Here is a 23,959-nt window from a genome sequence, read left to right as displayed (position 1 = left end):
ATGGACTCGGTTGTGCTGCTGTCGCTGCGCATCGGCCTGCTGGTGTTGCTGTGGCTGTTTATTCTGGTCGCACTCAACGCCATGCGCCGGGACGCCAACAAGGCGGCCGGTGTGTACCAGGCATCGGCCCCGGTGAAGGGGTCACAGAGGCGTCGCGAAGCGCCGCGTGAAATCGCCATCGTGGATGGGCCCCTGCGCGGTTCCCATATGGAACTCGGCACCCTCGAAGACTGTACGATGGGCCGCGCACAAGACTGTGACTTTGTCACTGGTGATGATTTTTCTTCCGGTCACCACGCTCGCCTGTTCCGTCGGGGCAGCGAGTGGTTTGTGGAGGATCTGGAGTCCCGCAACGGCACCTTCGTCGGTGGCGCCCGTATTGACCAGCCGGAACGCGTCGGCGTGGGCTCGGATATCAAACTTGGTCGAACGACCGTGAGGTTGATGGCATGACTTTAAGCCTGAAATTTACTGCAGTAACGGACCGCGGCTTGGTCCGTGGCAACAATGAGGATTCCGCCCACGCGGGCCCACATTTGTTGGTGCTGGCGGACGGCATGGGCGGTCACGCCGCTGGTGAGGTGGCCTCCACCACCATGGTGGAGCACATGGCTTCTCTCGAGCGCGATCCAGGCGACAATGACATGCTGGCCCTGCTTGGCGCGGCCGCCGAGGATGCCAACGCTGCCATCCGTGCGCACGTGGATGAGCATCCGGAGACCGAAGGTATGGGCACCACCCTCACGGCCATGCTCTTCAACGGTTCCACGTTCGGCGTGTGCCACGTCGGTGATTCCCGTGGTTACCGTTTGCGCGATGGCAAGCTATCCCAGATCACGAAGGATGACACCTACGTCCAGTCCCTTGTGGATGAGGGCAAGCTTGACCCGGAAGATGTGTCCTCCCACCCGCAGAAGTCCCTGATCCTCAAGGCCTACACGGGCCGGCCGGTGGAGCCGACGCTCTTTACGCTGGATGCCCAGCCGGGTGACCGCATCCTGCTGTGCTCGGATGGTCTGTCGGACCCGGTGACGGCATCAACCATTGAGCAGGCGCTGGGACAGGGCTCGGTGGAGGAAGCCTCCATCATGTTGCGTGATCTCGCGCTGCGCTCGGGCGGTCCGGACAACGTCACCATCGTGGTGGCGGAGGTAGTGGACGCCGTGCTTGACGACGCCTCCCCCATCACCGTCGGCGCCATCCAGGGCGTAGTCCCGGACCCGACGCACCCGGATTCCTCCGCGAGCCGCGCAGCAAAGCTGGTCTCGCCCCCAAAAGCGAAGGCCGCTGAGGTCACGCCCCGAGAGGATTCCGAGGAAGAACCGCAGCGGCCGCCGCGACGCAGCCGGGTGGGCTGGAAGGTCATCGCCTCCCTCGCTGTGGTGCTGGTCATCGTGATCAGCGGCGGGTTGTGGATGAAAAATCACCTGGCCAACAACTATTACGTGACCACGGATGAGGAGGAGGTCCTCACCATCCAGCAGGGCGCGGATTTTGAGATTTTTGGCCGTCCGCTGCACCACACCTATCAGCATGCGTGCCTGAGTGAGAAGAATGCGCTCAAGCTCGGCCGCGATGACTGCGGGGGTGACTATGCCCCGTTTAAGCTCGCGGATTTGCCGGAGTCAGAACGCGCCGCGGTGGGCAATCTGCCTGCGGGGTCCTATGACGAGGTGCAGACGCAGCTGTCGCGGCTGTCGGAAAAGGCGTTGAAGCCCTGCGCGAAGGCGACGTCAAAGGAAGCGGAAGTGGGCACAAAAAAGAGCACAGATAAAGGCTCGGCCACGGACACCAAGAAGGACGCCGCCACGCCCGCACAGGGCAAGTGCCGGGAGGTGAAGTAGGTGAGCAAGCTCTTTTCTCGTGGAACGGAGTTCGGCCTACTCGTCCTCGCCACGCTGGTCTTTGCCATCACCTTGGTGAGCTTGGAGCTTTCCCAGGGCAACGTGCTGACTTTTGATGTCCTCTACCTCATTGGTGGTTTCATCGGCGTCTTCGCTGTGGCGCACGTTGTGCTGTGTTTCTTGGCGCCCTATGCGGACCAGATCATGCTGCCCATCGTCGCGATCCTTAACGGCATTGGGCTCATTATGTTGCAGCGCCTCGATCTGGCCAGCGGTGGTGGGCTCGCCGTGCGCCAAGTGCTGTGGACCGTGGTAGGCCTTATCCTCTTTGCGCTGGTGCTCGTCCTGTTGCGGGATCACCGATCGTTGACCCGTTACTCCTATATTCTCGGCGCGCTCGGCCTCATCTTGCTGGCGCTGCCACTGGTGTGGCCGCAGCCGCCAGGCGTAGAGGCCCGCATCTGGCTGTGGCTCGGACCCTTCTCAATTCAGCCGGGCGAATTCTCCAAGATACTGTTGATCTTGTTCTTCGCCATGCTGCTTAGCCAGAAGCGCTCCCTGTTTACGGTGGCCGGCTATAAATTCTTGGGCCTGTCCTTGCCGCGTGTGCGCGACCTTGCCCCCATTCTCATTATCTGGGGCATCGCCATCGTCATCATGGGCATCTCTAATGACTTCGGCCCGGCTCTGCTGCTCTTCAGTACCGTGCTCGGCATGCTGTTTATGGCCACCAACCGCGTGAGCTGGCTGCTCATCGGCGTCATCCTCGTGGGCATTGGTGGCTTCGGTATCTACCAGGTTTCGGAGAAAATCCAGCAGCGCTTCTCCAACTTCCTTGACCCGCTGGGCAACTATGACACCACCGGCTTTCAGCTTTCCCAAGCGCTCTTCGGCATGTCCTCTGGCGGCATTACCGGCACCGGCCTGGGCCAGGGCCACCCGGACATGGTGCCGGTGGCGCACTCGGACTTTATCCTGGCAGGCATCGGCGAGGAATTCGGCTTGGTCGGCCTCGCCGCGGTACTCATCCTCTTTGCCATGCTCGTCTCCCGCGGTTTCCGCACCGCGCTGACCTGCCGTGATACCTATGGCAAGCTGGTGGCCTCCGGGCTCGCGCTGACGCTGGCCGTCCAGGTCTTCGTCGTCACCGGCGGCATTTCCGCCCTTCTGCCCATGACGGGCCTCACCACACCGTTCATGTCTGCCGGCGGCTCCTCGCTCATGGCCAACTACATGCTCTTGGCGCTGCTGCTGCGCATTTCCAATGCGGCACGTCGCCCGGCGCGCGAGTTGACCTCCAACGCACCGAGTGACACGTCCATGTTCCCCGCCATCCAGGAGGCCACCCGATGAATAAATCGATCCGCCTCGTCTCCCTCTTTGCAATCCTCCTCACCGCCGTACTCCTTGTGAACCTCACGGTGGTGCAGGCATTGTCGGAGGATAAGTACGCACATAATCCCAAGAATGTCCGCGGTTACCTTGAGATGCGCACGACGCCGCGCGGCCAAATCTTCGCGGGCGATACCGTGCTGGCGCAGTCCACCGCCGATGAGAATGGGAATTATTCCCGCTCCTACCCCACCGATTCCCCAGCATTTGCCACTGTCACCGGCTACCTCTCGGAGCGCTTCGGCGCCTCCCAGCTGGAGGCTTCCCAGAATGGCATCCTCAACGGCAAGGATGACTCGTTGCTGGCCCGCAACTGGCTCGATATGCTCTCCGGCAAACCGCAGAAGGGTGCGAACGTGGAGGTCACCATCGATCCGGCTCTGCAGCAGGCGGCCTATGATCAGCTCGCCGGCCCCGGCTACAACGGCGCCGCCGTGGCTCTCCAGCCGTCCACCGGCAAAATCCTGGCCATGGCGTCCTCTCCCAGCTTCAACGTCTCCGATCTCGTCGGCGACAGCGCGGCAGAGACCTGGGAACAGCTGCAGAATCAGGACGGCAAACCGCTCGTTAACCACGCCACGCAGGAGACCCTGCCACCTGGTTCTATTTTCAAGATCATCACCACCGCCGCGGGCCTCAACAATGGCTTCACTCCGGATTCCTCGCTGACCGGCGCGGCGTCCATCACGCTGCCGGATACGGTCACGGAGCTGACCAACGACGGCAACCGAGCCTGCGGCGGCGCGGAGAGCGTCACCCTACATACGGCCTTCGCGCTGTCCTGCAACACGGCTTTTGCGCAGATGTCGGAGAGCATCGGCGCCGATGAGCTGCGTAAATATGCGGAGGGCTTCGGCGTGGGTGAGAAGTACTCGCTCGGTGTGGAGACTTCCGCTGGTGCGCTGGGCGATCTTGGCGACGGCGCCCAAGTCGCCCAATCCGCGATCGGCCAGCGCGACGTGACCATGTCCGCCCTGCAGGCGGCCATCATGGCCGGGACCATCGCTAACCAGGGCAAGCGCATGGAGCCCTACCTCATTAACCGCATCACCGATGCCCAGATGAATGAGCTTCGCACGACTCAACCACGTCAGGCAGCCGAAGCTGTCAGTGAAGAGACGGCCAACACCATCAAGGACCTCATGTTTGCCTCCGAGCACAGCACCTATGGCTATGACGGGAACGGTTTTGCCTCGAAGACCGGTACCGCCGAGCACGGCGAGGGCCTTGCCCCGCACGCGTGGTACGTGGCTTTCGACCCGGACAAGGATATCGCGGTGGGCGTCGTGGTCAAGGACGGCGGGCACCTAGGCCAGAATGCCTACGGCGGCCAAGTCTCCGCGCCCATCGGCCGCGCCATCCTGCGCGCATACGGAGGTGAGCAGTAGTGAACAGCGCTGATAATAAGGAACACCTACAAGCACTCATCGGTGAGGACTACCAGCTGCAGTGGATCGTCGGCCACGGCGGTATGTCCACCGTGTGGCTGGCGGATGATGTCCACAACGACCGCGAGGTAGCCATCAAGGTCCTGCGCCCGGAATTCTCCGACAACTCCGAATTCCTCTCGCGCTTCCGCAACGAGGCCCAAGCAGCAGAATCCATCACGTCGGACAACGTCGTCGCCACCTATGACTACCGCGAGCTCGAGGACAACGGCCGCGCCTTCTGCTTCATGGCCTTGGAATACATCCGCGGCGAATCCCTCGCCGATCTGCTGGCCCGCGAAGGCGCGCTGCCGGAAACGCTTGCGCTTGACGTCATGGAGCAGGCCTCCCACGGCCTGTCCGTTATCCACAACATGGGGCTCGTGCACCGCGACATCAAGCCCGGCAACCTCATGATTACCCAAAACGGGCAGGTCAAGATCACCGACTTTGGCATCGCCAAGGCAGCCGCAGCCGTCCCGCTCACCCGCACCGGCATGGTCGTGGGCACCGCCCAGTACGTCTCCCCCGAGCAGGCCCAAGGCCTCGACGTGGGCCCGGCTTCCGACGTCTACTCGCTCGGCGTTGTGGGCTATGAGATGCTCGCCGGCAGTCGCCCCTTCAGCGGCGATTCCTCGGTATCGGTGGCGTTGGCGCATATTAGTCAGGCGCCGGAGCCCTTGTCGACGTCGATAAGCGCGCCCACCCGGGAACTGATCAGCCTAGCCCTGCGCAAGGACCCGGGCACCCGCTTTGCCGACGGCAATGAGTTCACCAACGCCATCTCGGCCGTACGCCAAGGCCAGCGCCCGCCGCAGCCGAAGTCCGCCGCGCTCGCGCCCCCGGCCGCCGAACCCTCGCCCTCCGCCTCGACGGAGATGCTGGCCAACATGGCCAACCCGACCACGGTGCGCCCAGCCGCCCAACCCCCGGCCAAGAAGGGCGGATTCGGCACCGGCCTGCTCATCGCCGTGGCCATCGCCGCCCTCGTGGCAATCGGACTCGCCGGTTATAAATTCTGGAACGACAACTCCACCGACCCAGTCCCAACCCCCACGGAGCAGCCGACGGAAATCATCGTGACGGAAACCGTGACCCCAGAGGTTACCGAGGAACCCACCTATCGCTCCCCGAAACCAGTGGAGACCACCATCGTGGAGGAAGAACCCCCGGCACCCGTCACGGTCACGAAGACACACTCGGTCATGCCTGCGCCGACACCAGAGGTCACGACACACCAACCCACGCCCGAGGTTGCCACACCCGAGGAGACACAACCGCAGGTCAATGACGCCCCAACGGACACACCCGAACTAGACTCACAGGGCACACCCACCGAAGAATCCGCACTACAGGGAGGCCAGTAACTCACCATGGTCAGTGATCGGTACCACCTCCGCCAGTCCATCGGCACTGGCGGTATGTCCGAGGTCTACAAGGCCGACGACACCGTCCTGGGACGCACCGTCGCCATTAAGATGCTGCGCCCCGATATGGCGCGCGACGTCAACTTCCGCGAACGCTTCCGCCGCGAGGCCCAGAACTCGGGCAAGCTCAACCACCCCAACATCGTGGCCGTCTTCGACACTGGCGAGAAGGACGTCGACGGCATGACGGTGCCCTATATCGTCATGGAATACGTTCAGGGCCGCACCTTACGTGACATCGTCCGCGAGGATGGCCCCATGCCGGTGGCGGAAGCCGCGCGCGTGCTCAAGCCGGTGGCCGATGCTCTCCAGTCCTCCCACGAGGCAGGGATCATTCACCGCGATATCAAGCCGGCGAACATCATGCTCACCAACACCGGACAGGTGAAGGTCATGGACTTCGGCATCGCCCGGGCGCTCGATGACTCGACGTCCGCGATGACGCAAACCTCTGCGGTGATTGGCACCGCGCAGTACCTCTCGCCGGAGCAAGCTCGGGGCAAGCCTGCCGACGCCCGCTCCGACGTCTACGCCCTCGGCTGCGTCATGTACGAAACGGTCACGGGCCGCACCCCGTTTGAAGGCGAGACCCCGTTCGCCGTGGCCTACCAGCACGTGCAGGAGGACCCAACCCCACCATCGGAGCTCATCACTGAGTCACTGACGGAGCAGCAGCGCCTCGGTGTGGATGCCGTGGTGCTCACCGCCATGGCTAAGCACCCGGCGGATCGTTACCAGTCCGCGTGGGAGATGAGCGATGACCTCGACCGTTTGGCCCAGGGTCAGATCCCGGAAGCGGCGCGCTCGCACGTCCCTGACGAGGATCACCCCACCACGATGGTGGCTCCGGTCTCAGCGCAGCACCGAGCCCCGGTGGCGTCGACGAGGCCTAGCGAAGAGGATGAAGGCGGTGGCGGCCTGAAATGGCTCGCTGCCCTGTTGGCCGCGTCTCTCATCGCCATCATTGGCTACTTTGCCTGGGATTTCTGGCAAGGTTCCCAGCAGGAGGCCCGCGAGCGCGAGCAGGCCCAGGAAGAGGCTACACAGCGCGCGAACATGGTCGTGGTGCCCAAGGTGGCGAATCGGCCGCGCAACGAGGTCGTGGAGGAGCTGGAGAAGCTCGGTCTGCTCGTGACGGTCAATGAGGAGCCGAGCCCTGATATTGCTCGCGGCAAGGTCATCCGCGTGAACCCGGCGGAAGGTTCTGAGCTGCAGAAGAATTCCTCGGTCACGGTGACGGTGTCCTCTGGCAAGGAGATCACTGAGGTTCCAGACCTCACCGGCATGACCGTGGAGGAGGCCACGCAGGCGCTTGATGACGCCAACCTCGAACTCAACACCGACGTTGAGCAGGTCCACGACGAGGCTCCACGCGGACAGATCGTGTCCCAGAACCCGGCGGGCGGCGCGCAGCTCTCGAAGGGCTCCAAGGTTCACATCACAGTGTCGAAGGGCCAGCGCGAGGTCAGCGTTCCCGATGTCTCCGGTATGGATCGCGATAGGGCCGTGGAGATGTTGAGCTCGATGGACTTCGATGTCACGGTGTCGACGGTGGATTCTGAGCTGCCGGAAAATCAGGTCATCAAAATCGCTGAAAAAGACCAGAAACTGCCTAAGGGCGCCCCGGTCACCATCGAGGTGTCGAACGGCATGATGATTCAGGCACCGGATTTGTTGCACTCCACGCAGAGTGAGGCGGAGTCGGCGCTGCACGCTAAGGGCTGGACGGGATCGCTGGACGTCGGTGAACCTATTGCTACGTCGAACCCGATCGACAGCGACAAGATCGGCTGGGCTTCCGCCAGCCGCGGTGATGTCATCCGGAAGGATGCCGTCATCCGGGTTCGCTTCTGGGAATTCGACCCAGCCGCGCTGCTGCCGCAGTAGCTGCTAAGGTATCCCACAGATTAAACCCCCTATTCAAAGGTGTAGAAATGCCAAAGTCCAAGATCACGACGGAGGGCTCCGCGCTCCCCCAGTCCTCCAGCTCTGCTACTAACCGCACCCCGGTCAAGATCAACTCTGAGGGCACCCCGAAGTGGTACATCGCCATCATGCTCGGCCTCATGCTCATTGGCCTGCTGTGGCTCGTGGTGAACTATCTCGCCGGTGAGTCCATCCCGTTCATGCACGAGCTTGGCCCGTGGAACTACGGCATCGGCTTCGGCCTGGCCATCATTGGCCTGCTCATGACGATGGGTTGGCGTTAGTCTCCCGCCTCATCTCCTATGAACTCCTCGAGGTTCTATAGCGTCGCCGGGGTCGGGTGCATCATTTTGGTGATGCTCACCGTCACGGTGGATGCGTCGTTCCTCACCCCTGGCGCACTTGTGCTCGCAAGCCTCGGTGTCGCGCTGACACCGCTGGCCATCCGCCGCCCGTTCGTGGCGGCTTTCGGGTACGGTGCGCTTTTTGCATTCGCCATCTGGTACCCGGAATGGCGATCATTTCTGCTTCTGGCATGGAGCCCCGTCATCGTGGGCATCGTGGCGTTTCAGAAGCGCTGGTGGTGGGCGATCGCTCCCGCGTTTTTGTACACTCTTGTCGTTTCCACCGACCCTTCGGGCCGGACTCTGCGCATTTCAGATCCACTGAGTATCTTGCTGCCCGCCATCCTCTACGCGATCGCCATTGCTATCGGTGCGAGCATTCGTCGAGCCCGCGATCAGCGCCTTGCTATCGAAGAGCGTGCAGCAGCCGAACGTGAATCGCTGATGACTGCTCTCCATGATTCCGTGGCCGCAACGTTGACCTCTGTTGTTATGCGTTCCGAAACCCTCGCGCTGACGCAAACGGAACCTAGCGCCGCCGACTCTGCGGAAGCAATTGCCGACGACGCCCGTAGAGCCATGGGCGAGGTCCGGGATCTCCTCCGGGTGATGAAGAACGAAAGCGTCACCCACGGCGTTAAGTCGGTGGAGGACGACCTTGAAACCATGGTGAGCTTCTTGGGCAGCCATGGATTTCAGTGCGAGGTACATATTTCTCTAGGGAAAGTTGGGCAGCTGGCGCTTCCGGATAAGCTGTCGTTGGTGTTCTCCGAGCTTGCCGTGAATATCCTTAAGTATGCCCAGCCCGATTCACGGGTGACGATCGAAGCCACGGGGACTTCCAAGAACCTCGACGTTCACATCACCTCTATGATTGCTGCGCGCCAATCCCGTGAATATATGACGACAAACCTGGGCTTGGGCGAAATTGCTCGCCGCGTCCGCCGGATGCAGGGAAGCTTCGGGAGCGGCAAGGAGGCTGAGCACTGGGTCACACGCTTGTCGCTTCCTACTGCTTGTTTGAGAAAAATATAGTAGGCTTTGTCCGTAAACATTGCTCCTTGAATATAAAAGGCACACTATGCGTACTTCCCTTGCCATCGCCGCCGCGGCGCTTGCCCTCTTTTCCGCCCCGGTTGCCGGCGCGTCTGAGATCACTGCAACCAACGCCGACGCGGAGTCCACCAGTTTCGGCTTTTATAGCTCCTTCGCTTCGGACTTTGCCGATGAATTCCGTTGCTCCACCAGCCCGCAGCGCTGGTGGTGTGGTGGCCGCTGGGACTAACCCAGGGCACTAATGGGAATCCGAGTCTTCCTTGTGGATGATGACGAGCTTGTTCGCTCATCCTTCCGCGTCTACTTCCAGACCACCGAAGACATCTCAGTGGTCGGTGAGGCAACCAACGGGGCGGATTGCCTAGCCCAGATCGAGGAGGCTAAGCCCGACCTCGTCCTTGCCGATATTCACATGCCGCAGATGGACGGCATCTCCCTGCTCAAGCATCTCAACTCCGCGCCGAACCCGCCGACGTTCCTGGCGGTAACTGCCTTCGACTCGGATGACACGATGCTGAAGATTCTGCGTGCGGGCGGTGCTGGTTACATTCTCAAGAACCAACGTCCGCGCTCCATCATCGAAGCGGTTCGCGCTGCCGTGGAGGGCGGCACGGTTGTGGCGCCGTCCGCTATGCACCGCTTGGTGGACTACATCGGCGAACCCACTACTCCACGCGATCCCGTGGCTGCGGCCATCGAAGGACACGAGCTTCACGACGCCGAAATTGCCGTCCTCAAGCTACTTCTTGCCGGCAACTCCAACTCTGAGATTGCCGCTGCCACAGGCTTTTCCGAGTCCGCCGTGAAGAAGCATGTGTCGCGCCTCATCACCACCTTCGGCGCCACGACGCGCCTGAACCTGGTGACCAAGATTCTTGGCGGCACTGGCTTTTAATTTGTTGTAGTGGATCGCCGATGTCGCGGATGCCTTGTGGGGCGTCCGCGTGGGCGGTGTGGCGTTGGGGGTTAGCCTGGTCGGGGCAGGTTGTTTCGGGCTTGCTGGTAAGCGGCTTGGGTGGTGATTGGTTCTGCCCAGGGCGGGATGTAGCCAACCTCGCCGCGCAGGCGGAAGACATAGCCGGCCCCGGTGGGTTTATCTGGGTCATCATCATTAATGCCGTTGTGATAAGCACACAACATCGTCAGGTTCGGCGGGTTAGTTTCCCCACCGGCCTTCCACGGCACCAGGTGATGCACCTGGGCAAAATCAGCCGGCTTATTACAGCCTTCCCTCGCACACGTAGGGTGCTCCGCACTAGCCATCATGCGTTGCTCAAACCCAGCGAAGCGTTGCATGCGGTGTAGCCATACCGGCCCGATGGTGGGGTGGATTAGGGTGACGTAGCCGATTTCCGCAAACTTGTAGTTCAAAAACTCAGCCCCGGTCATACGCCCACCATTGGTTAACTCCAGGACGATGTCGTCACCGTCACCGGAGACAATCTTGTCAAGCTTATCCAAGGTCACCACCACGCTGGTGAGCACCGCAGGCTTTGTTCCACCATGGTTGTTGGTGAAGAAGACCTGTTTGCAAGCCTCCAGCAGGTTGGTGTGGTTGATGGATTCTAAGGTGCCGTGCATCTCAGTAATCATCAACGCATCACCAGTAATAGTCAGCGAGTGCGGGCCCTGCTTACGGTAGGTCATGCGCACCCCAGGCTTGGGCACACGCTTGGGCTTGAGCTCTTTTAACCGCTTGGTGGCTACTGCGGGAATGTTGTGTGCTGGGGTGCCGGCAAGTCTTAGTCTTAGATTCCAGGCATCCAACTGATTCTTGAGTTTCGACGTGTAGGACTCGATAAGGCTTAGTGTGGCCACATCATGGCCCTGGTCTAGGGCACGCGCACGCGCGGTGCGTTGCTTACCAGTGAACTTGGTAGCACCGAACCAGACGTGGTGCAGGCGTGCTAATTCGGCGGCATCAGCAGGTGCCGCACCGAGTGCGCGTAAGTCTTTTTCATCCCCTGCCGCAAGCTGCACCAATCTCATCCCCGAGTTGCGGAAGGAGAAATAGGTCTCTAAATCCCCCATGACCCAGAACACTAAACCACCACACACCACCCCGCAACCGGAAGGGTGTTAACACCTTGGGTAGAAAGTTATCCACAGGGTGGGGATAACTCTGTGAAAATTGATTTTCACAGCTTTTGTCCACAGCCTGTGGATAAGTGTTTTCACGCCCCTCACAGGGCGCCCAAAAACTGCAATCGAACGCGATTCACCTGCTGATCTGGGGAAATCTTGGCCCACACGTTCGGTAAATTACAAAAATGTAGTTATCCACAATGTGGATAACTCTTGTGGAATCTTTTCGCACAGAGGTTTTGGTGAATAACACGCCCGAGTTATCCCCAAAGCCCAGCTCGCAGCGCTGCCGCAATGGCCGCGGCTAGTGCGATAATCCAGATTCCCAACCAGCGAAGCCACAGGCGCTGGCGGAAGACAAACGGTGCCAAGAGCATCCCCGTAAGCAGGCCTCCCAGGTGTCCCCACACCGACACGTTGTCCGCGATGAAGCTGTAGGCAACGTTGGCCACCACGAGGACGATTGGTGCGCGCAGGTCGAGGCCACGGCTCCGGTATACACCGATCAGAAGCCCCATGAGCGCAAACAACGCACCAGAGGCACCCACGGTGGGAGTGTCAAAATCCATCCACAACACCGCGGCCGACGCGCCGACCACGGAAATGAGGTAGACGGCAACATACAGCACGCTGCCGAGAGCGCGTTCCACTTCCCTGCCCACAAAGAAAAGCATCACCATGTTGACGAGAAGATGGCCGGCGTCGAGGTGCATGAACCCGGCTGTTATCACCGTTGCCGGGTGTGCGGTGACATCCGGGCCCCACAGAGTCCAGTCCTGGGCTAAGGAACTGCGGTAATACGGTGCGGCGAGAGTCTTGGCCTGTGCAGCTGTGGCCAACCACGCACCGATACACAGCACCATGAATACGAGGGTCGCCGGCATTGACTTCAGATAATTCTTCACAAAGACTCCTTATACGCAACAAACCCGCCACCACGTCATGTGGCAGCGGGCTCGAAAGAAAAGGTGAGAGCGCTTAGGCGATCTCGATGGACTCGATGACGACATCCTCAGCCGGACGGTCCATGCGGTCGGTGGAGACCTTAGCAATCTTGGACACGACCTCCTGAGAGGCGGCATCGGTAACCTCACCGAAGATGGTGTGGTGGTTGTTCAGGTGCGGGGTCGGCGCCACGGTGATGAAGAACTGGGAGCCGTTGGTGCCCGGGCCGGCATTCGCCATGGCCAGCAGGAACGGGCGGTCGAACTGAAGCTCCGGGTGGAACTCGTCCTGGAACTGGTAGCCGGGGCCGCCGCGACCGGTGCCGGTCGGGTCGCCGCCCTGGATCATGAACTGGTCAATGACGCGGTGGAAAATAGCGCCATCGTAGAACGGGCCGGACTGCTCGCCCTTCGCGTTCTGAGTGGTGTAGTCCTTCTCGCCCTTTGCCAGGCCGATGAAGTTCTCCACGGTTACCGGTGCGTGGTTACCGAACAGGTCGATAACAATGTCACCGTAGTTGGTGTGCATCGTTGCAGTTGCGGTCTTCTGAGTCATGCCTGCCATTGTATGGAATTTTCCCTCATCGCGTCGTTCCGGCGCGACGCTGTCAGCGATCTGCGTAGTCTGGCGAACATGATTCGCGCTATTCTTTTCGATCTTGATGACACCCTCATGGACCACACTGCGGCAATGCAGGCAGCCGTCGAGGAGTGGCTTCCTGGCGGGCATCAGCAGCGCTTCGCCGACATTGAAAAGAAGTGGTTCGCCGCGTTTGAGCGCGGCGAGGTCAGCCATCAAGGCCAACGCGTAGGACGCTGCCGCGAGTTCTTGGGACGGCCCGAGATGACGGAGCAGGAAGCACTGGCGGAATATGACAAATATCTGAGTGCGTACGCGAAGCACTGGTGCGCGGTCGAGGGCGCTCGGGAAGCACTTGAGTATGTCCTCAAGTTGGGGCTCAAGGTCGGAGTGCTGACGAACGGGGCGCGTGAGATGCAGGAGGGCAAGCTGCGCGCGGGCGGGCTCGACCTGCCCGGGGTGGAACTGTTCCCGACCGTCGAAATGGGACACCCAAAGCCGCAGCGCGAGGCTTATCTGGAGGCGTGCCGCCGGTTAGGTGTGGAGCCTGCCGATGCCCTCATGGTGGGTGATTCGCTAGCGAATGACGTGGACGGCGCACGCGCGGCGGGGCTGAAAGCACTGCACTTCGACCGAGAAGGGCGTGGGGACCTTGCCGCGCTGGCTGATCTGCAGAGCGTGAATTTCAGGGCGCTGTAAAACGGGCGAAAAACGGGCGAAAGCCCTCCGGGAAGGGAGGGCTTAGGGCCTAAGGTTTACGCGCGGACTTAAAGGCTGGCGCGGACCTAAAAGCTGACGCGGGACTAAAGGCTGGCGCGGACCTCATCGCGGGCAAGGACCAAGTTGCGCAGGGAAGCCTCGGTCTCCTCATAACCGCGGGTCTTCAGGCCGCAGTCCGGGTTGACCCACAGGCGCTCCACCGGCACGTTCTTAAGAGCGGCGCGGATGAGCTCTGCCATCTCCGCCACAGACGGGATGCGCGGCGAGTGGATGTCGTAGATACCCGGGCCAATCTCGGAGTGGAACTTCTCGTCGATGTCCTCGAGGAGCTCCATGCGGGAGCGGGCTGCCTCGATGGAGGTGACGTCGGCGTCGAGGCCGGCGACGGCGTCGATAATCTGGCCAAACTCCGAGTAGCAGAGGTGGGTGTGGATCTGCGTGGTCGGCTTAGCCTCCAGCGCCACGAGGCGGAAGGAGCGCACGGCCCACTCCAGGTAAGCCTTGCGGTCCTGCTCACGCAGCGGCAGCAGCTCGCGCAGGGCAGGCTCATCGATCTGGATGATGTCGATGCCGGCTTCCTCGAGGTCACGGACTTCGTCGGCAAGCGCGACGCCCAGCTGGTCAGCAGAGACGGACTGGTGGACATCATCGCGGACGAAAGACCAGGCCAGGATGGTTACCGGGCCGGTGAGCATGCCCTTGACGTGCTTTTCGGACTGGGACTGAGCGAACTGTGCCCACTCGGTGGTCATGGCCTCCGGGCGGGAGATGTCGCCGACGACGATTGGCGGACGGGTGCAACGAGAACCGTAGGACTGGACCCAGCCGTTCTCGGTGACGACGAAGCCGTCGAGAAGCTCGGCGAAGTACTGCACCATGTCATTGCGCTCCGGCTCGCCGTGAACGAGGACGTCCAGGCCCAGACGCTCCTGCAGCTCGATGACGGACTTCACCTCGTTGCGCAGGGCTTCGGTGTAGTCGGCGTCGGACAGCTCGCCCTTGCGGTGAGCAGCACGAGCGGCGCGAATCTCGGTGGTCTGCGGGAAGGAACCGATGGTGGTGGTCGGCAGCTGCGGCAGGCCGAGGGCCTCCTGAGCCTTGTTGCGCTCGGCGAACTCCGGCTGACGCTGTACCTGACCCTCCGGCAGGGCGGCGGTGCGATCCTGCACAGCCTGGTTGTGGGTGCGGGAGGACTCAGCGCGCGTGCGCACGGCACGGTCCGCCTGAGCGTAGGCCTCCGGGGCATCGAGCGGGCCGGCGGCCAGGGCGACGACCTCACGGACCTTCTCATCCGCGAAAGCAAACCAGGTGGCCACATCGACCGGCAGGGAGGTCTCGGCCTCGACGGTGTGCGGCACGTGCTGCAGGGAAACCGAGGTGGTCACGGAGACACCCTCCCCCAGGGACTCGAGCTTCTCGCGCAGGTCACGCAGGTTAGCGGCCCAGACGTTGCGGCCATCGACAAGACCAGCGGCGAGGTGGGTAGCATCGGCGAGCTTCTGAACGCGCTCGAGGTAGGAGTCATCCAGCGCCAAGGTACCGACGGAGAGGTCAACCTGGGTTGCCTCCGGCTTAAGCTCAGCAATGGCGTCAAGGCCGGCGTTGAGGGAGCCGTACGGCGTGGTGAGGTAGACCTGCGGGCGCTTCTCAGCACCGAGGATGCGGCCGTACGCGGACTTAAGAGCGGCGGCGAGGGTGGCGTCGTCAGCCGCAGCGAGGTCAGCCACGAGGGCCGGCTCGGTGAGCTGGATCCACTCCACATCGGCGTCGTGAAGCGCGGCCAACACAGTGAGGTAGGACTCCACCAGCTCATCGAGGCGGTCGAGCGGCTGCGTGGTGGCGCCCTCCGCCTGCTTGGACAGGGCCAGGAGGGTCACCGGGCCAACGAGGACAGGGCGCACGGTGTGACCAGCGGCGCGGGCCTCCTCCACAATCTTGAGCACGCGCTGCGGGCGGGCGGTAAAGGACTGGGTATCGGCGATTTCTGGGACGATGTAGTGGTAGTTGGTGTCGAACCACTTGGTCATCTCCAGCGGAGCGGTGTCCTTGTTGCCGCGGGCCAGGGTGAACTCGTCATCGAGGGTCTCACCCTGAACCGCACCCACGGTCAGCGCGGTCTCGAGTACGTGGTCGTAGTAGGCAACGTCGGCCGGGATGGCGTAGTCCTCGCTGAGGCCCAGGTCCTTGAGGCGGGCGTAGGTCTCAAGACGCAAGGAGTGCGCAGCGGACTCGAAGGTCTCGGCGTCGATCTTGCCGGACCAGTAGGACTCCAGCGCACGCTTGAGCTCGCGGTGCGCGCCTACGCGGGGGTAGCCCTCAATCGTGGCCTTGGGGAAAGATGCGGTCATGGGGTGACTCCAATTCGATTAAGCAGGTCAGTCGTAATGTCAGGATTGTTGTGCGTGTAGATGTGCAGTCCGTCAGCGCCGGCGTTCAACACCGCCTGTGCCAAGGAGGCTGTAATCTGCATGCCTATTTCTTGTTCTTCCTCGGGTGAGGTCGCTGTCGCGAGCTGGTCAAGGACCGCCGTCGGCCCATCCAGCCCGGACAGCTGGCACATTCGCTCCACCCGAGCACGGCTAGTCATGGGCATGATCCCGGGGATGAGCGGAATGCGCACACCCGCCAGCCGGGCGCGTTGGGCAAAGCGGACGTAATCCTCTGCGTCGAAGAAGAGCTGGGTAATGGCGAAGTCGGCGCCGAGGCGCTGCTTGGCCAGAAGGACGTCGATGTCTTCGTCCGGCGTGGTGGACTCGGCGTGGCCGCTGGGGTAGCACGCCACACCAACCGCCAAGCGTCCGGCGGCCAAGCGCGCCACACGGGAGGACTCCCAACGGCGAATGAGCCGAACCAAGGAATCAGCATGCGGCAGGTGGCCATCGGGCATGCCGCCCTCGGGGAGGTCGCCGCGCAGGGCGAGGAGGCCGCGCACGCCGGCGTCGACAAGCGTGTCGATCCACTCCTCAAGTTCCTGCTCTGTACCGGCGGTGCAGGCCAGGTGGGCCAACGGGCGCATGGAGGTATCGCGGGAAATCTTCTCAATGAAGGCGGCGGTACCCTCCAGCCAACCCGAACGCTGGGAACTCGTCACGGCGATGTAATCCGGGTTATACGCAGACAACGTGGCAAGCAGACGGTCGATTTTGGCGGCATCTGCGTCGTGGCGCGGCGGGATCACCTCGAAGGACAGCGCGGTGCGCTCGAGGCGCTCGGGTGTATCTTCGCTGATTTGGTCTAGTGGCGCGGACGCGGAAAGTCGCGGGGACATGGTCACCTCCTCTGCAGGTTATCGGGGTAAGTCTTCGGTGCTGTTGGTGAAAACGTACCAAGCTGTTCATTTTTTCGGCACCCGCATCTCGAATGATCACACCATTCCACCTCACCCAGCTGCGTCGTTACCCAAAACCCGAGGTGAATAAAAACGTCCCCCTTCCGTACAAAGCTGTCTATTTTTGATGAACTGCTTGATGCTTCACACACCCAGTGGCGGGGCGTGCGCGGCGCCACTACGCTGAAAGGGAGAACCCAGCGATAAAACAAGCTCGAGTAACACTCGGGGAAGAAACGCACTGTGAAGGAGCACCACTCCCTATGAACCCCACCGCTTTGTCCACCACCATCAAGCTTGCGTCCTCCCTGTGGGAGCGCGCTAAGGCCTACCGCGAGGAGAAGTCCCGCGAGGCGTACTCCGTCCTCGAGACCGCCGCTGCCCGCATGGAAGAGCGCGATAACGAGTGGTTCCCAGAGGCCCGTCGTGAAGCTGGCGCCGTCACCAAGGCTGCGCACTCGCGCCTTGAGCGCGCGCTGGAGGAGCTCAAGGAACGCAGCGAGGAGACCGCTGAAAAGCTCGCCGCCGCTGCTGAAGACGCCCAGAACAAGGCCTCCTCGAAGCTCAGCAAGGTCCAGAAGCAGGCCGACAAGAAGGCGTCGAAGGCACGCAAGCAGGCGGAGAAGAAAGCCTCCAAGGCTGAGAAGAAGGCCCACAAGAAGGCCGCCCTGGTGAAGAAGAAGGCCCGTAAGGCCGCTGGCAAGGAGAAGAAGGGCTCAAAGGTCTGGCTCATCTCCGCCCTCGTGGCCGCCGTAGCTGCTATCGCTGGTGGCGTCTACTACTTCTTCACCCAGAAGAAGAAGGAAGAGTCCAAGGTTCCGCCGCGCGTGGAGGACTTCGCCACCCCGTCCACCTCCGCACCGCAGGGCTCCACCTTGGTCTACACCTCCACCACTGAGGATGACACCAAGGTTCCGGCACAGGGCTCGGATCTGGCTGAGGATGGCGTCGTCGAGCGCGATGAGGAGCTGCTGGGCTCCCTGGATGAGCAGCTGGCCAAGCACCGCGAGGAAGAAACCGCCGTCCAGGACGCTATCGAAACCGAGATTGAGGTCAGCAACGCCGACTCCGAAGGCGTTGACACCTCCCGCATCACCGATGATCACGAGTCTGAGGGCAAGCACCGCCTGCGCACCGAGGACGAGAACTAAAATTCACTTCCCATACAGCCCCCTCCCCCGCCTTTGGGGGGAGGGGGTTTCGTTGTCTAGATCTCACTACTTTGCTCCTGCGCGTGCGAGCTGCTTGAATCAGAAGTTAATTGGCATCGATCGTGGACGATCGGTGCCCGCGCGCAGTTTTCGCACTGCAGTTGTATTGGTCATAGCACCCCCAAGGAGATGAAAACATGAGCTTCGAATCACTCATCGTCAAGCTCAAAGGTGGCGACACCTTTTACTTTCCAGCAGGTGCCGTTGCGGGCGACCCGTCATCCCGCCTAGACAACCTCCGCTTCGCCATCGAGAACGGTACGCAGTTCAGCTCCGTGGATGACTATGGCGTAGACCGCGAGTTCAACGGCTACGACGTGGACAATTACCACCTCTCCTAAGACTGTTATCTAAGTCACCACGCAGCCCTGCGGAGCGATAAGATGAGTCTTTATGACTCACTACCCGCGCATGAAGACGTGGTCGTGGTACCTCCCAGATGAGCCTCCCACCGGGGAGGTTTCTCTCACTGATACCACCGATTTTTCTCACCCCGGTACCGCCACGTGGCGTCTGCTTTTTGCCCAGCGCCCTGGCGTCTTCGGCATCTTCATCAGTGCCCTCATCAATGCCCCGCTGGGCGCGTTGGTCTCCGTCATCATCGGCCAGACCACTCAGTATGCTTTCTCTGATCCCTCCTGGCGCACGGTAGCCCTACCCATTGTGGTGACCGCGCTGATTCTCTACATCACCTATATCAGCGAGGCCACGACGGATGCCTTCACGGATCTCAGCCAGGCACGCACCACGCACACGTTGCGCCTCAACCTGCTGGACCGGCTCTTGGAGGCCTCCACCGCCGGCCAGAGCCCCGGGCGGTTGCTCAACACGATGGATGAGGATTCGCATTACATCGGCCAGCTCAAGCAGATTCTCAACTTCCCGCTCATCATGGTGGGCTACCTGCTCGGGGCCGTCGTGAGCCTAGCGCCCATCTCCTGGACGGTCTCCGGGGTGCTCCTCCTTGGCGCGCTGGCCACCGCCCTGGCCTCGTGGGCCACGACGAAACCCCTAACCAAGGTTGCCGCCCGCCGCCGCCAATTGGAGAACACCGCCCTCTCCCTGGCCACGGATTTTGCGCAAGGATCCCGCGTGGTCAAGGGGCTCGGCGCGAGGGACATCGCACGCCAGCGCTTTTCCGACGCTGCCCAGGACTCGCTCACCGCCATGCTCACGGAGGCCAGGCGCGCTGCCGTGATGTCTTGGTTCCGCCAGATCGTGCCCGCATCCTTCGCCATAGGCCTGTTGGCGTGGACCTCGTGGGAGACCTTCGAGGGCCGTATCTCCCCCGGCGGCATGATGGCCATCACCATGCTCGTTCCACCCTCCCTGACTGCACTGGGCGTCTCCCTGGGCCTGCTCACGGAAAACTGGGCCCGGGCGCGCGCCTCCGTGGAGCGCGTCGGCGAGCTACTGAGCGATCTCTCCGCCAACGCCACTGGGTCTGTCGGCACACCCATCGACGTGAAGCCCGGCCTGCACGTGTGGATGCCCACCACCGCCGCCGGGCGCAGCACCGTGGAGTCCTGGGTAGGTTATCTGAACGCCCAGGGCGCGCTGTGCCCACCGCATCGCATCTCCGTGCTCGAGGGCACTCTGCAAGACAACGTCGACCCCCTCCGCACGGCCAGCGCCGCGCAGCTTAGCGACGCCCTCCATGCCTCCGCCTGCGAGGACATCATCACCCGCCTCGGCGGGGTGGGCCCCAACGGTGAGCTACCCACCGCTCCCATCGGCGAGGCCGGACTCAACCTCTCCGGCGGCCAGCGCCAGCGCGTGGCCCTTGCCCGCGCGCTCGCCCGCGATCCCGAGGTCCTCGTGCTCGATAACCCCACGACGGGACTGGACTCGTTGACACTGGCGGACGTCGCCCAGCGCGTGCATGAGCTCCGCGCCGGCAAGGTCACCGTCGTCATCACCTCCGCCTCCACCTGGGCGGCCAACGCCGATGAGGTGCGGGAACTATGAGCCAACAAACCACCAACAAGGGCCGCGCCGATGCCCTCGCCCCCGCCTCTCCGAAGGAATGCCTGCGCTTTCTGAAAACCCTGCCCAGCGCCCCCACCAGGCGCGGCATCGCACTTTTCTTCGCGCTCTTCACCGTCACGGTCATCATGATGAACCTGGTTTCCCAGGTCCTCGGCCGCGTCGTGGACATCATCCAGGGCATGGAATTGCCCGTCCTGGGCACTGGCCGCCGCGCCATGGTGGGCGCACTCATTATCATCGCCCTTGGCTTCCTCGTGGAGGTCACCGGCCGTGCGGTGGCCCGCTACTTCATCACTTCTACGACCCGCCGCCTCTCGGTGGATCTGCGCACCGCGGCCCTTGATTCCACCCTTGGCGCCCCCGTACCTGCCGTCATGGAGCTGGGCACCGGCAACATCATTACCCGCCTGTCCAAGGACATCGACACCGTGGTGATGTCCATGTCCATGATGGGTGAGCGCCTTGTTCTGACGCTCTTCATGCTGCCGCTCACCGCGCTCGCCATGGTGTTCATCCACCCCGCCTACGCCCTCCTCTTCCTCGTGGTGAGCCTGCTCCTCTACCCCTTCATCCGCGCCACCATGCGCGATATCCCCACCGTGGCCAACGAGGTTTCCTCGGTGGAGGCCTACCGCAACAATGTGCTGCTGGACACCATCCGCGCGCTGGAGACCCTCCGCCAGTTCTCCCTCAAGGATTGGGCACACACGCGCATGGAGCGCTACTCCTGGGACACGGTGCAGGCCTGGGGCGATAAGGTTCCACTCATCAACCGCGTCCTGGGGCAGGGCTCTCTGGCTTTCGGCGTTCTCTTGCTGGGCTCGGTGGCCATGTCCGTCCCCATGGTCATGGCCGGCTGGGTCACCCAGGGTCAGGCCGCCTCAGCGGTCCTCCTGGTCATGCGTTTGGAGGTCCACGTGTTCAACATCCTCTTCTTCGCCGGCGAAATCCAGCATTCCGTGACCTCCCTCGGCCGCGCCGTCGCCCTGGCCACTCTCGACGCCGCCGCCGGCGCAGGACGCCACAAGGACACTCCGCGTCTCACCCACGCCCCCACCATCACCATGAAGAACCTCTCCTACAACTACCCGGGTGGTGCGCCTGTGCTTCGTGACGTCTCCCTCACCCTCACCGCCGGCACCACCACCGCCCTGGTGGGCACCTCCGGCGCGGGCAAATCCACCCTGGCTTCCCTCGTCGCCGGACTGCAGTATCCCACCCAGGGAAGCATCAGCCTCGATGGCATCGACACGTCCACCGTTCCCAATACGTGGATCACCGAACACGTCGCGCTCATTACCCAAGAGGTCCACCTTTTCTCCGGCACGCTGCGCAGTGACCTTCTCCTGGCCAAGCCGGGCGCCAGCGATGACGAACTCTGGGCGGCACTCCACACTGTGGGTTTGGACGAGCACTCCCGCTGGCTCCCCCAGGGCCTTGACACCCTCATTGGCGCCGGCCACGAGGATCTCGGCGCTGAGGCCGAGCAGCAGCTCTCCCTTGCCCGCATGATCCTGCGCCAGCCACCGGTGCTCATCATGGATGAGGCCACCTCAGAGGCCGGCTCGGAACATGCTGAGGTCCTCGAACACGCAGCCAAGGCCGTTACCAAAGGCCGCACCGCACTCGTCGTGGCCCACCGCTTGGACCAAGCCCGTGAGGCTGACCGCATCATCGTCATGGAACAGGGCCAGATTGTCGAGGACGGCACCCATGCCGACCTCATGGCGCTGGGCGGGCGCTATGCCAAGGCCTATGCCCAGTGGGAACGCGGGTAGCACCGACGCATCTGCGTTCGCGCTCTATCCTGGAATTCATGCACCTTCTCCCCCTGACTGAAGCTGACCGCACGTATCTCGCCCGCCTCAACTTCCTCACCGACACCTTTGGCGATGAGCACAAGGAGCTCACCCCGCAGTTTGAGGAGGATTTCGAGTACTACCTTTCCGGTTGGGATCCTTCGCGTGGCGGCTTCATCGCCTGGGAAGGCCACGTGCCCGCCGGTGGGGTGTGGCTCAATTGGGGTACGCCTAAGCGCCACGGCTACGGCCATGTGGCCGAGGGCATCCCTGAGATCGGCCTTGCCGTGGAGCCGCGTTTCCGCGGCCAAGGCGTGGGCACCGCGCTTATCGACGCCTCCACCAACCTCGCCCGCGAAATGGGTGCGCCGGGCATCTCACTGTCGGTGGCCACGGCCAATGAGCGTGCCCACCGCCTCTACCTGCACCTCGGCTTTGAGCCCGTAGGCGACAACGACGGTCACGTGGTGCTGGTCAAGCGCTTCCATTAGCCATGGCTTGAGCCCCTAGTTCGATTCCGCCTCTCCCCCGCTCAAAACCCCACGAGCTCCCTCTCCGAAGAGAGGGAGCTTCCTTGTGGAGCATAGGAGAATCGAACTCCTGACCTTCTGCTTGCAAAGCAGATGCTCTACCAATTGAGCTAATGCCCCAGTGACTGTTGAGCATACTCCCGCGTGCACTCAACATGAAAGTCACAAGGAAGCCCCCGCGGAATGAATGCACCATCAGTCACTTTTATTAACTATTTTCACTCTAGTTGCGTGTCGAAGCGACCAGGCAGGCGCGGTCAGCGGAACAATGAATCGTCTACTATTGCCTATTGCCGTTCTTGGAAGGCTGCCATGCGTCGATTTTTTGTCCGCTCCGTCACCGCCCTCGCACTAGCCGCGATTACTGCAGCGCCGGTGAGCGCCCACGCCCAGGAACTGCCCACGGTTCCTCCGCTGCCGCGACCGCACGTGAACACGACGCAGATTCCGCAGCCCCAGCTCCCCGACCTCCAGGACGAGATCGACCGCATGGAGCAGAACGTTTACAACGCCCTCCCGAAGGAGCTTCAGAACAATCCTGTCTTTGCCGGTTCCTCGAGACCCCAGGGCTCGCCTCAGAAACAGGACAAGGCACTCACCGCCAAGGATGCGCACAACCCGGCACACCGGCGACAATCCGTTGCTGACGAGACGTGCTCCAACTGCGTCGCTATCACCTACGACGATGGCCCTGGCAACCTCACCGGGCAGCTTTTGGACACGCTCAAGGCCAAGGATGCCCACGCTAGTTTCATGGTTCTAGCCCCCAATGCCTACGCTCACCCCGAGCTGCTTCGCCGCATGACGGCCGAGGGCCACACTGTGGGCAACCACACCGATTCGCACAGAGAGCTCACTACCTTGCCCGCAGAACAGGTCGACGCTGAAATCAAGTCCGGCGCAAACGCCATCAAGGCCGCTACCGGCCAGAACCCAAAGTGGCTACGCCCTCCCTACGGTGCTACTAACGGCACTGTCGACGCCGCAGCACGTGCTAACGGACAGGCCCAAGCACTGTGGTCAATCGACACACTCGATTGGAAAGACCGCAACGCCGAACACGTCTGCACCGCCGCTGTCGACGGCGCGTTGCCGGGAAGCATCATTCTCATGCACGACATCCACCCCACCACTATCGAAGCAAGCACTTGCATCATCGACGGTCTCCGCGCCAAAGGGTTAGAACCCGTAAGCCTCGACCGCCTCATCCCGAACCCCCAGCCAGGCCGACAGTACCTCGCCCAATAGGCAAAAAGACCTACACTCTGGAACCTGTCCGTGAAAGCAACAGGCAGAGCGCATCACCATTCCTACTGCGATTTCCCGCACCGACGCTCAGCCCTTGTGCCATTTATAT

22 protein-coding genes and 1 tRNA gene are annotated in these 23,959 nt (G+C 62.2%); 17 read left to right on the top strand and 6 right to left on the bottom strand.

Annotation, left to right across the window (positions count from 1 at the left end; all coding sequences use genetic code 11):
• The 10 genes from CSING_RS00180 (at position 1) to CSING_RS00135 (ending at position 10,311) form a co-directional block, all read left to right on the top strand.
• Positions 1-453, top strand: a complete 453-nt coding sequence (locus tag CSING_RS00180; RefSeq protein WP_042528660.1) for an FHA domain-containing protein FhaB/FipA — start codon at positions 1-3, stop codon at positions 451-453.
• Positions 450-1,844: a protein phosphatase 2C domain-containing protein gene (locus CSING_RS00175; protein ID WP_042528658.1), complete on the top strand. Its 1,395-nt coding sequence runs from the start codon at positions 450-452 to the stop codon at positions 1,842-1,844. Before CSING_RS00180 ends, CSING_RS00175 begins: the two co-directional genes overlap by 4 nt.
• Complete coding sequence (locus tag CSING_RS00170; RefSeq protein WP_042528656.1) at positions 1,845-3,197, top strand: FtsW/RodA/SpoVE family cell cycle protein; 1,353 nt, start codon at positions 1,845-1,847, stop codon at positions 3,195-3,197.
• Positions 3,194-4,624 carry a penicillin-binding transpeptidase domain-containing protein gene (locus tag CSING_RS00165; protein WP_042528653.1) on the top strand — a complete coding sequence of 477 codons (1,431 nt, stop codon included), beginning with the start codon at positions 3,194-3,196 and terminating at the stop codon, positions 4,622-4,624. Before CSING_RS00170 ends, CSING_RS00165 begins: the two co-directional genes overlap by 4 nt.
• Entirely contained in the window at positions 4,624-6,030 is a 1,407-nt protein-coding gene (locus tag CSING_RS00160; RefSeq protein ID WP_042528651.1) for a serine/threonine-protein kinase, read from the top strand. The genes CSING_RS00165 and CSING_RS00160 overlap by 1 nt, the downstream gene beginning before the upstream one ends.
• 6 nt (positions 6,031-6,036) lie before the next feature.
• Positions 6,037-7,977 carry a Stk1 family PASTA domain-containing Ser/Thr kinase gene (gene pknB, locus CSING_RS00155; RefSeq protein WP_042528649.1) on the top strand — a complete coding sequence of 647 codons (1,941 nt, stop codon included), beginning with the start codon at positions 6,037-6,039 and terminating at the stop codon, positions 7,975-7,977.
• Between the two features lie 47 nt (positions 7,978-8,024).
• Positions 8,025-8,300, top strand: a complete 276-nt coding sequence (gene crgA, locus CSING_RS00150; protein WP_042528647.1) for a cell division protein CrgA — start codon at positions 8,025-8,027, stop codon at positions 8,298-8,300.
• Between the two features lie 72 nt (positions 8,301-8,372).
• A complete protein-coding gene (locus CSING_RS00145) occupies positions 8,373-9,395 on the top strand; it encodes a sensor histidine kinase (RefSeq protein ID WP_236683990.1) in 1,023 nt (340 codons plus the stop codon).
• Between the two features lie 46 nt (positions 9,396-9,441).
• The gene (locus CSING_RS00140; protein WP_042528643.1) at positions 9,442-9,645 is read left to right on the top strand and encodes a hypothetical protein; all 204 of its coding nucleotides are present in this window, start codon (positions 9,442-9,444) and stop codon (positions 9,643-9,645) included.
• A gap of 12 nt (positions 9,646-9,657) precedes the next feature.
• Positions 9,658-10,311 (top strand): response regulator transcription factor, encoded by a 654-nt coding sequence (locus tag CSING_RS00135; protein WP_042528641.1) that lies wholly within the window; start codon positions 9,658-9,660, stop codon positions 10,309-10,311.
• A 71-nt stretch (positions 10,312-10,382) separates the two neighbouring features.
• Here the strand turns inward: CSING_RS00135 and CSING_RS00130 are convergent, their stop codons facing one another.
• The 3 genes from CSING_RS00130 to CSING_RS00120 form a co-directional block, all read right to left on the bottom strand.
• Positions 10,383-11,447, bottom strand: coding sequence for an HNH endonuclease signature motif containing protein (locus CSING_RS00130; RefSeq protein WP_201773958.1), 1,065 nt, complete (start codon positions 11,445-11,447; stop codon positions 10,383-10,385).
• Between the two features lie 314 nt (positions 11,448-11,761).
• Entirely contained in the window at positions 11,762-12,406 is a 645-nt protein-coding gene (locus tag CSING_RS00125; RefSeq protein WP_042528639.1) for a rhomboid family intramembrane serine protease, read from the bottom strand.
• A gap of 73 nt (positions 12,407-12,479) precedes the next feature.
• Entirely contained in the window at positions 12,480-13,010 is a 531-nt protein-coding gene (locus tag CSING_RS00120) for a peptidylprolyl isomerase (protein ID WP_039672975.1), read from the bottom strand.
• Positions 13,011-13,079: 69 nt separating this feature from the next.
• Here CSING_RS00120 and CSING_RS00115 point away from each other — a divergent pair, with 69 nt between their 5' ends.
• Entirely contained in the window at positions 13,080-13,724 is a 645-nt protein-coding gene (locus CSING_RS00115; protein WP_042532965.1) for an HAD family hydrolase, read from the top strand.
• 104 nt (positions 13,725-13,828) lie between these two features.
• On the opposite strand, the gene metE is transcribed toward CSING_RS00115, so the two are convergent.
• Both metE and CSING_RS00105 read right to left on the bottom strand, forming a co-directional pair.
• Positions 13,829-16,093: a 5-methyltetrahydropteroyltriglutamate--homocysteine S-methyltransferase gene (gene metE / locus CSING_RS00110; protein WP_042528637.1), complete on the bottom strand. Its 2,265-nt coding sequence runs from the start codon at positions 16,091-16,093 to the stop codon at positions 13,829-13,831.
• Complete coding sequence (locus tag CSING_RS00105; protein ID WP_042528635.1) at positions 16,090-17,013, bottom strand: methylenetetrahydrofolate reductase; 924 nt, start codon at positions 17,011-17,013, stop codon at positions 16,090-16,092. Before CSING_RS00105 ends, metE begins: the two co-directional genes overlap by 4 nt.
• Before the next feature lie 323 nt (positions 17,014-17,336).
• Between CSING_RS00105 and CSING_RS00100 the strand changes: the two genes are divergently transcribed.
• From CSING_RS00100 to CSING_RS00080, 5 genes are all read left to right on the top strand, one after another.
• Positions 17,337-18,224: a hypothetical protein gene (locus CSING_RS00100; RefSeq protein ID WP_042528633.1), complete on the top strand. Its 888-nt coding sequence runs from the start codon at positions 17,337-17,339 to the stop codon at positions 18,222-18,224.
• 197 nt (positions 18,225-18,421) lie between these two features.
• Positions 18,422-18,625: a hypothetical protein gene (locus tag CSING_RS00095; protein WP_042528631.1), complete on the top strand. Its 204-nt coding sequence runs from the start codon at positions 18,422-18,424 to the stop codon at positions 18,623-18,625.
• Positions 18,626-18,677: 52 nt separating this feature from the next.
• Positions 18,678-20,252: an ABC transporter transmembrane domain-containing protein gene (locus CSING_RS00090; RefSeq protein WP_042528629.1), complete on the top strand. Its 1,575-nt coding sequence runs from the start codon at positions 18,678-18,680 to the stop codon at positions 20,250-20,252.
• On the top strand, positions 20,249-22,051 hold the full coding sequence (locus CSING_RS00085) for an ABC transporter ATP-binding protein (protein ID WP_042528627.1): 1,803 nt from the start codon (positions 20,249-20,251) through the stop codon (positions 22,049-22,051). Before CSING_RS00090 ends, CSING_RS00085 begins: the two co-directional genes overlap by 4 nt.
• A 38-nt stretch (positions 22,052-22,089) precedes the next feature.
• Entirely contained in the window at positions 22,090-22,563 is a 474-nt protein-coding gene (locus CSING_RS00080; RefSeq protein WP_042532964.1) for a GNAT family N-acetyltransferase, read from the top strand.
• Positions 22,564-22,649: 86 nt separating this feature from the next.
• On the opposite strand, the gene CSING_RS00075 is transcribed toward CSING_RS00080, so the two are convergent.
• Positions 22,650-22,722: transfer RNA gene (locus CSING_RS00075), tRNA-Ala, on the bottom strand.
• Positions 22,723-22,914: 192 nt separating this feature from the next.
• Between CSING_RS00075 and CSING_RS00070 the strand changes: the two genes are divergently transcribed.
• Complete coding sequence (locus tag CSING_RS00070) at positions 22,915-23,850, top strand: polysaccharide deacetylase family protein (RefSeq protein WP_042528625.1); 936 nt, start codon at positions 22,915-22,917, stop codon at positions 23,848-23,850.
• Positions 23,851-23,959: the final 109 nt, after the last annotated feature.

It is taken from the genome of Corynebacterium singulare (genome assembly GCF_000833575.1).
In the GTDB taxonomy this organism is placed as follows: domain Bacteria; phylum Actinomycetota; class Actinomycetes; order Mycobacteriales; family Mycobacteriaceae; genus Corynebacterium; species Corynebacterium singulare.
Note: the sequence above shows the minus strand (reverse complement) of the source record. Positions and strands in the feature narration are given on the sequence as shown.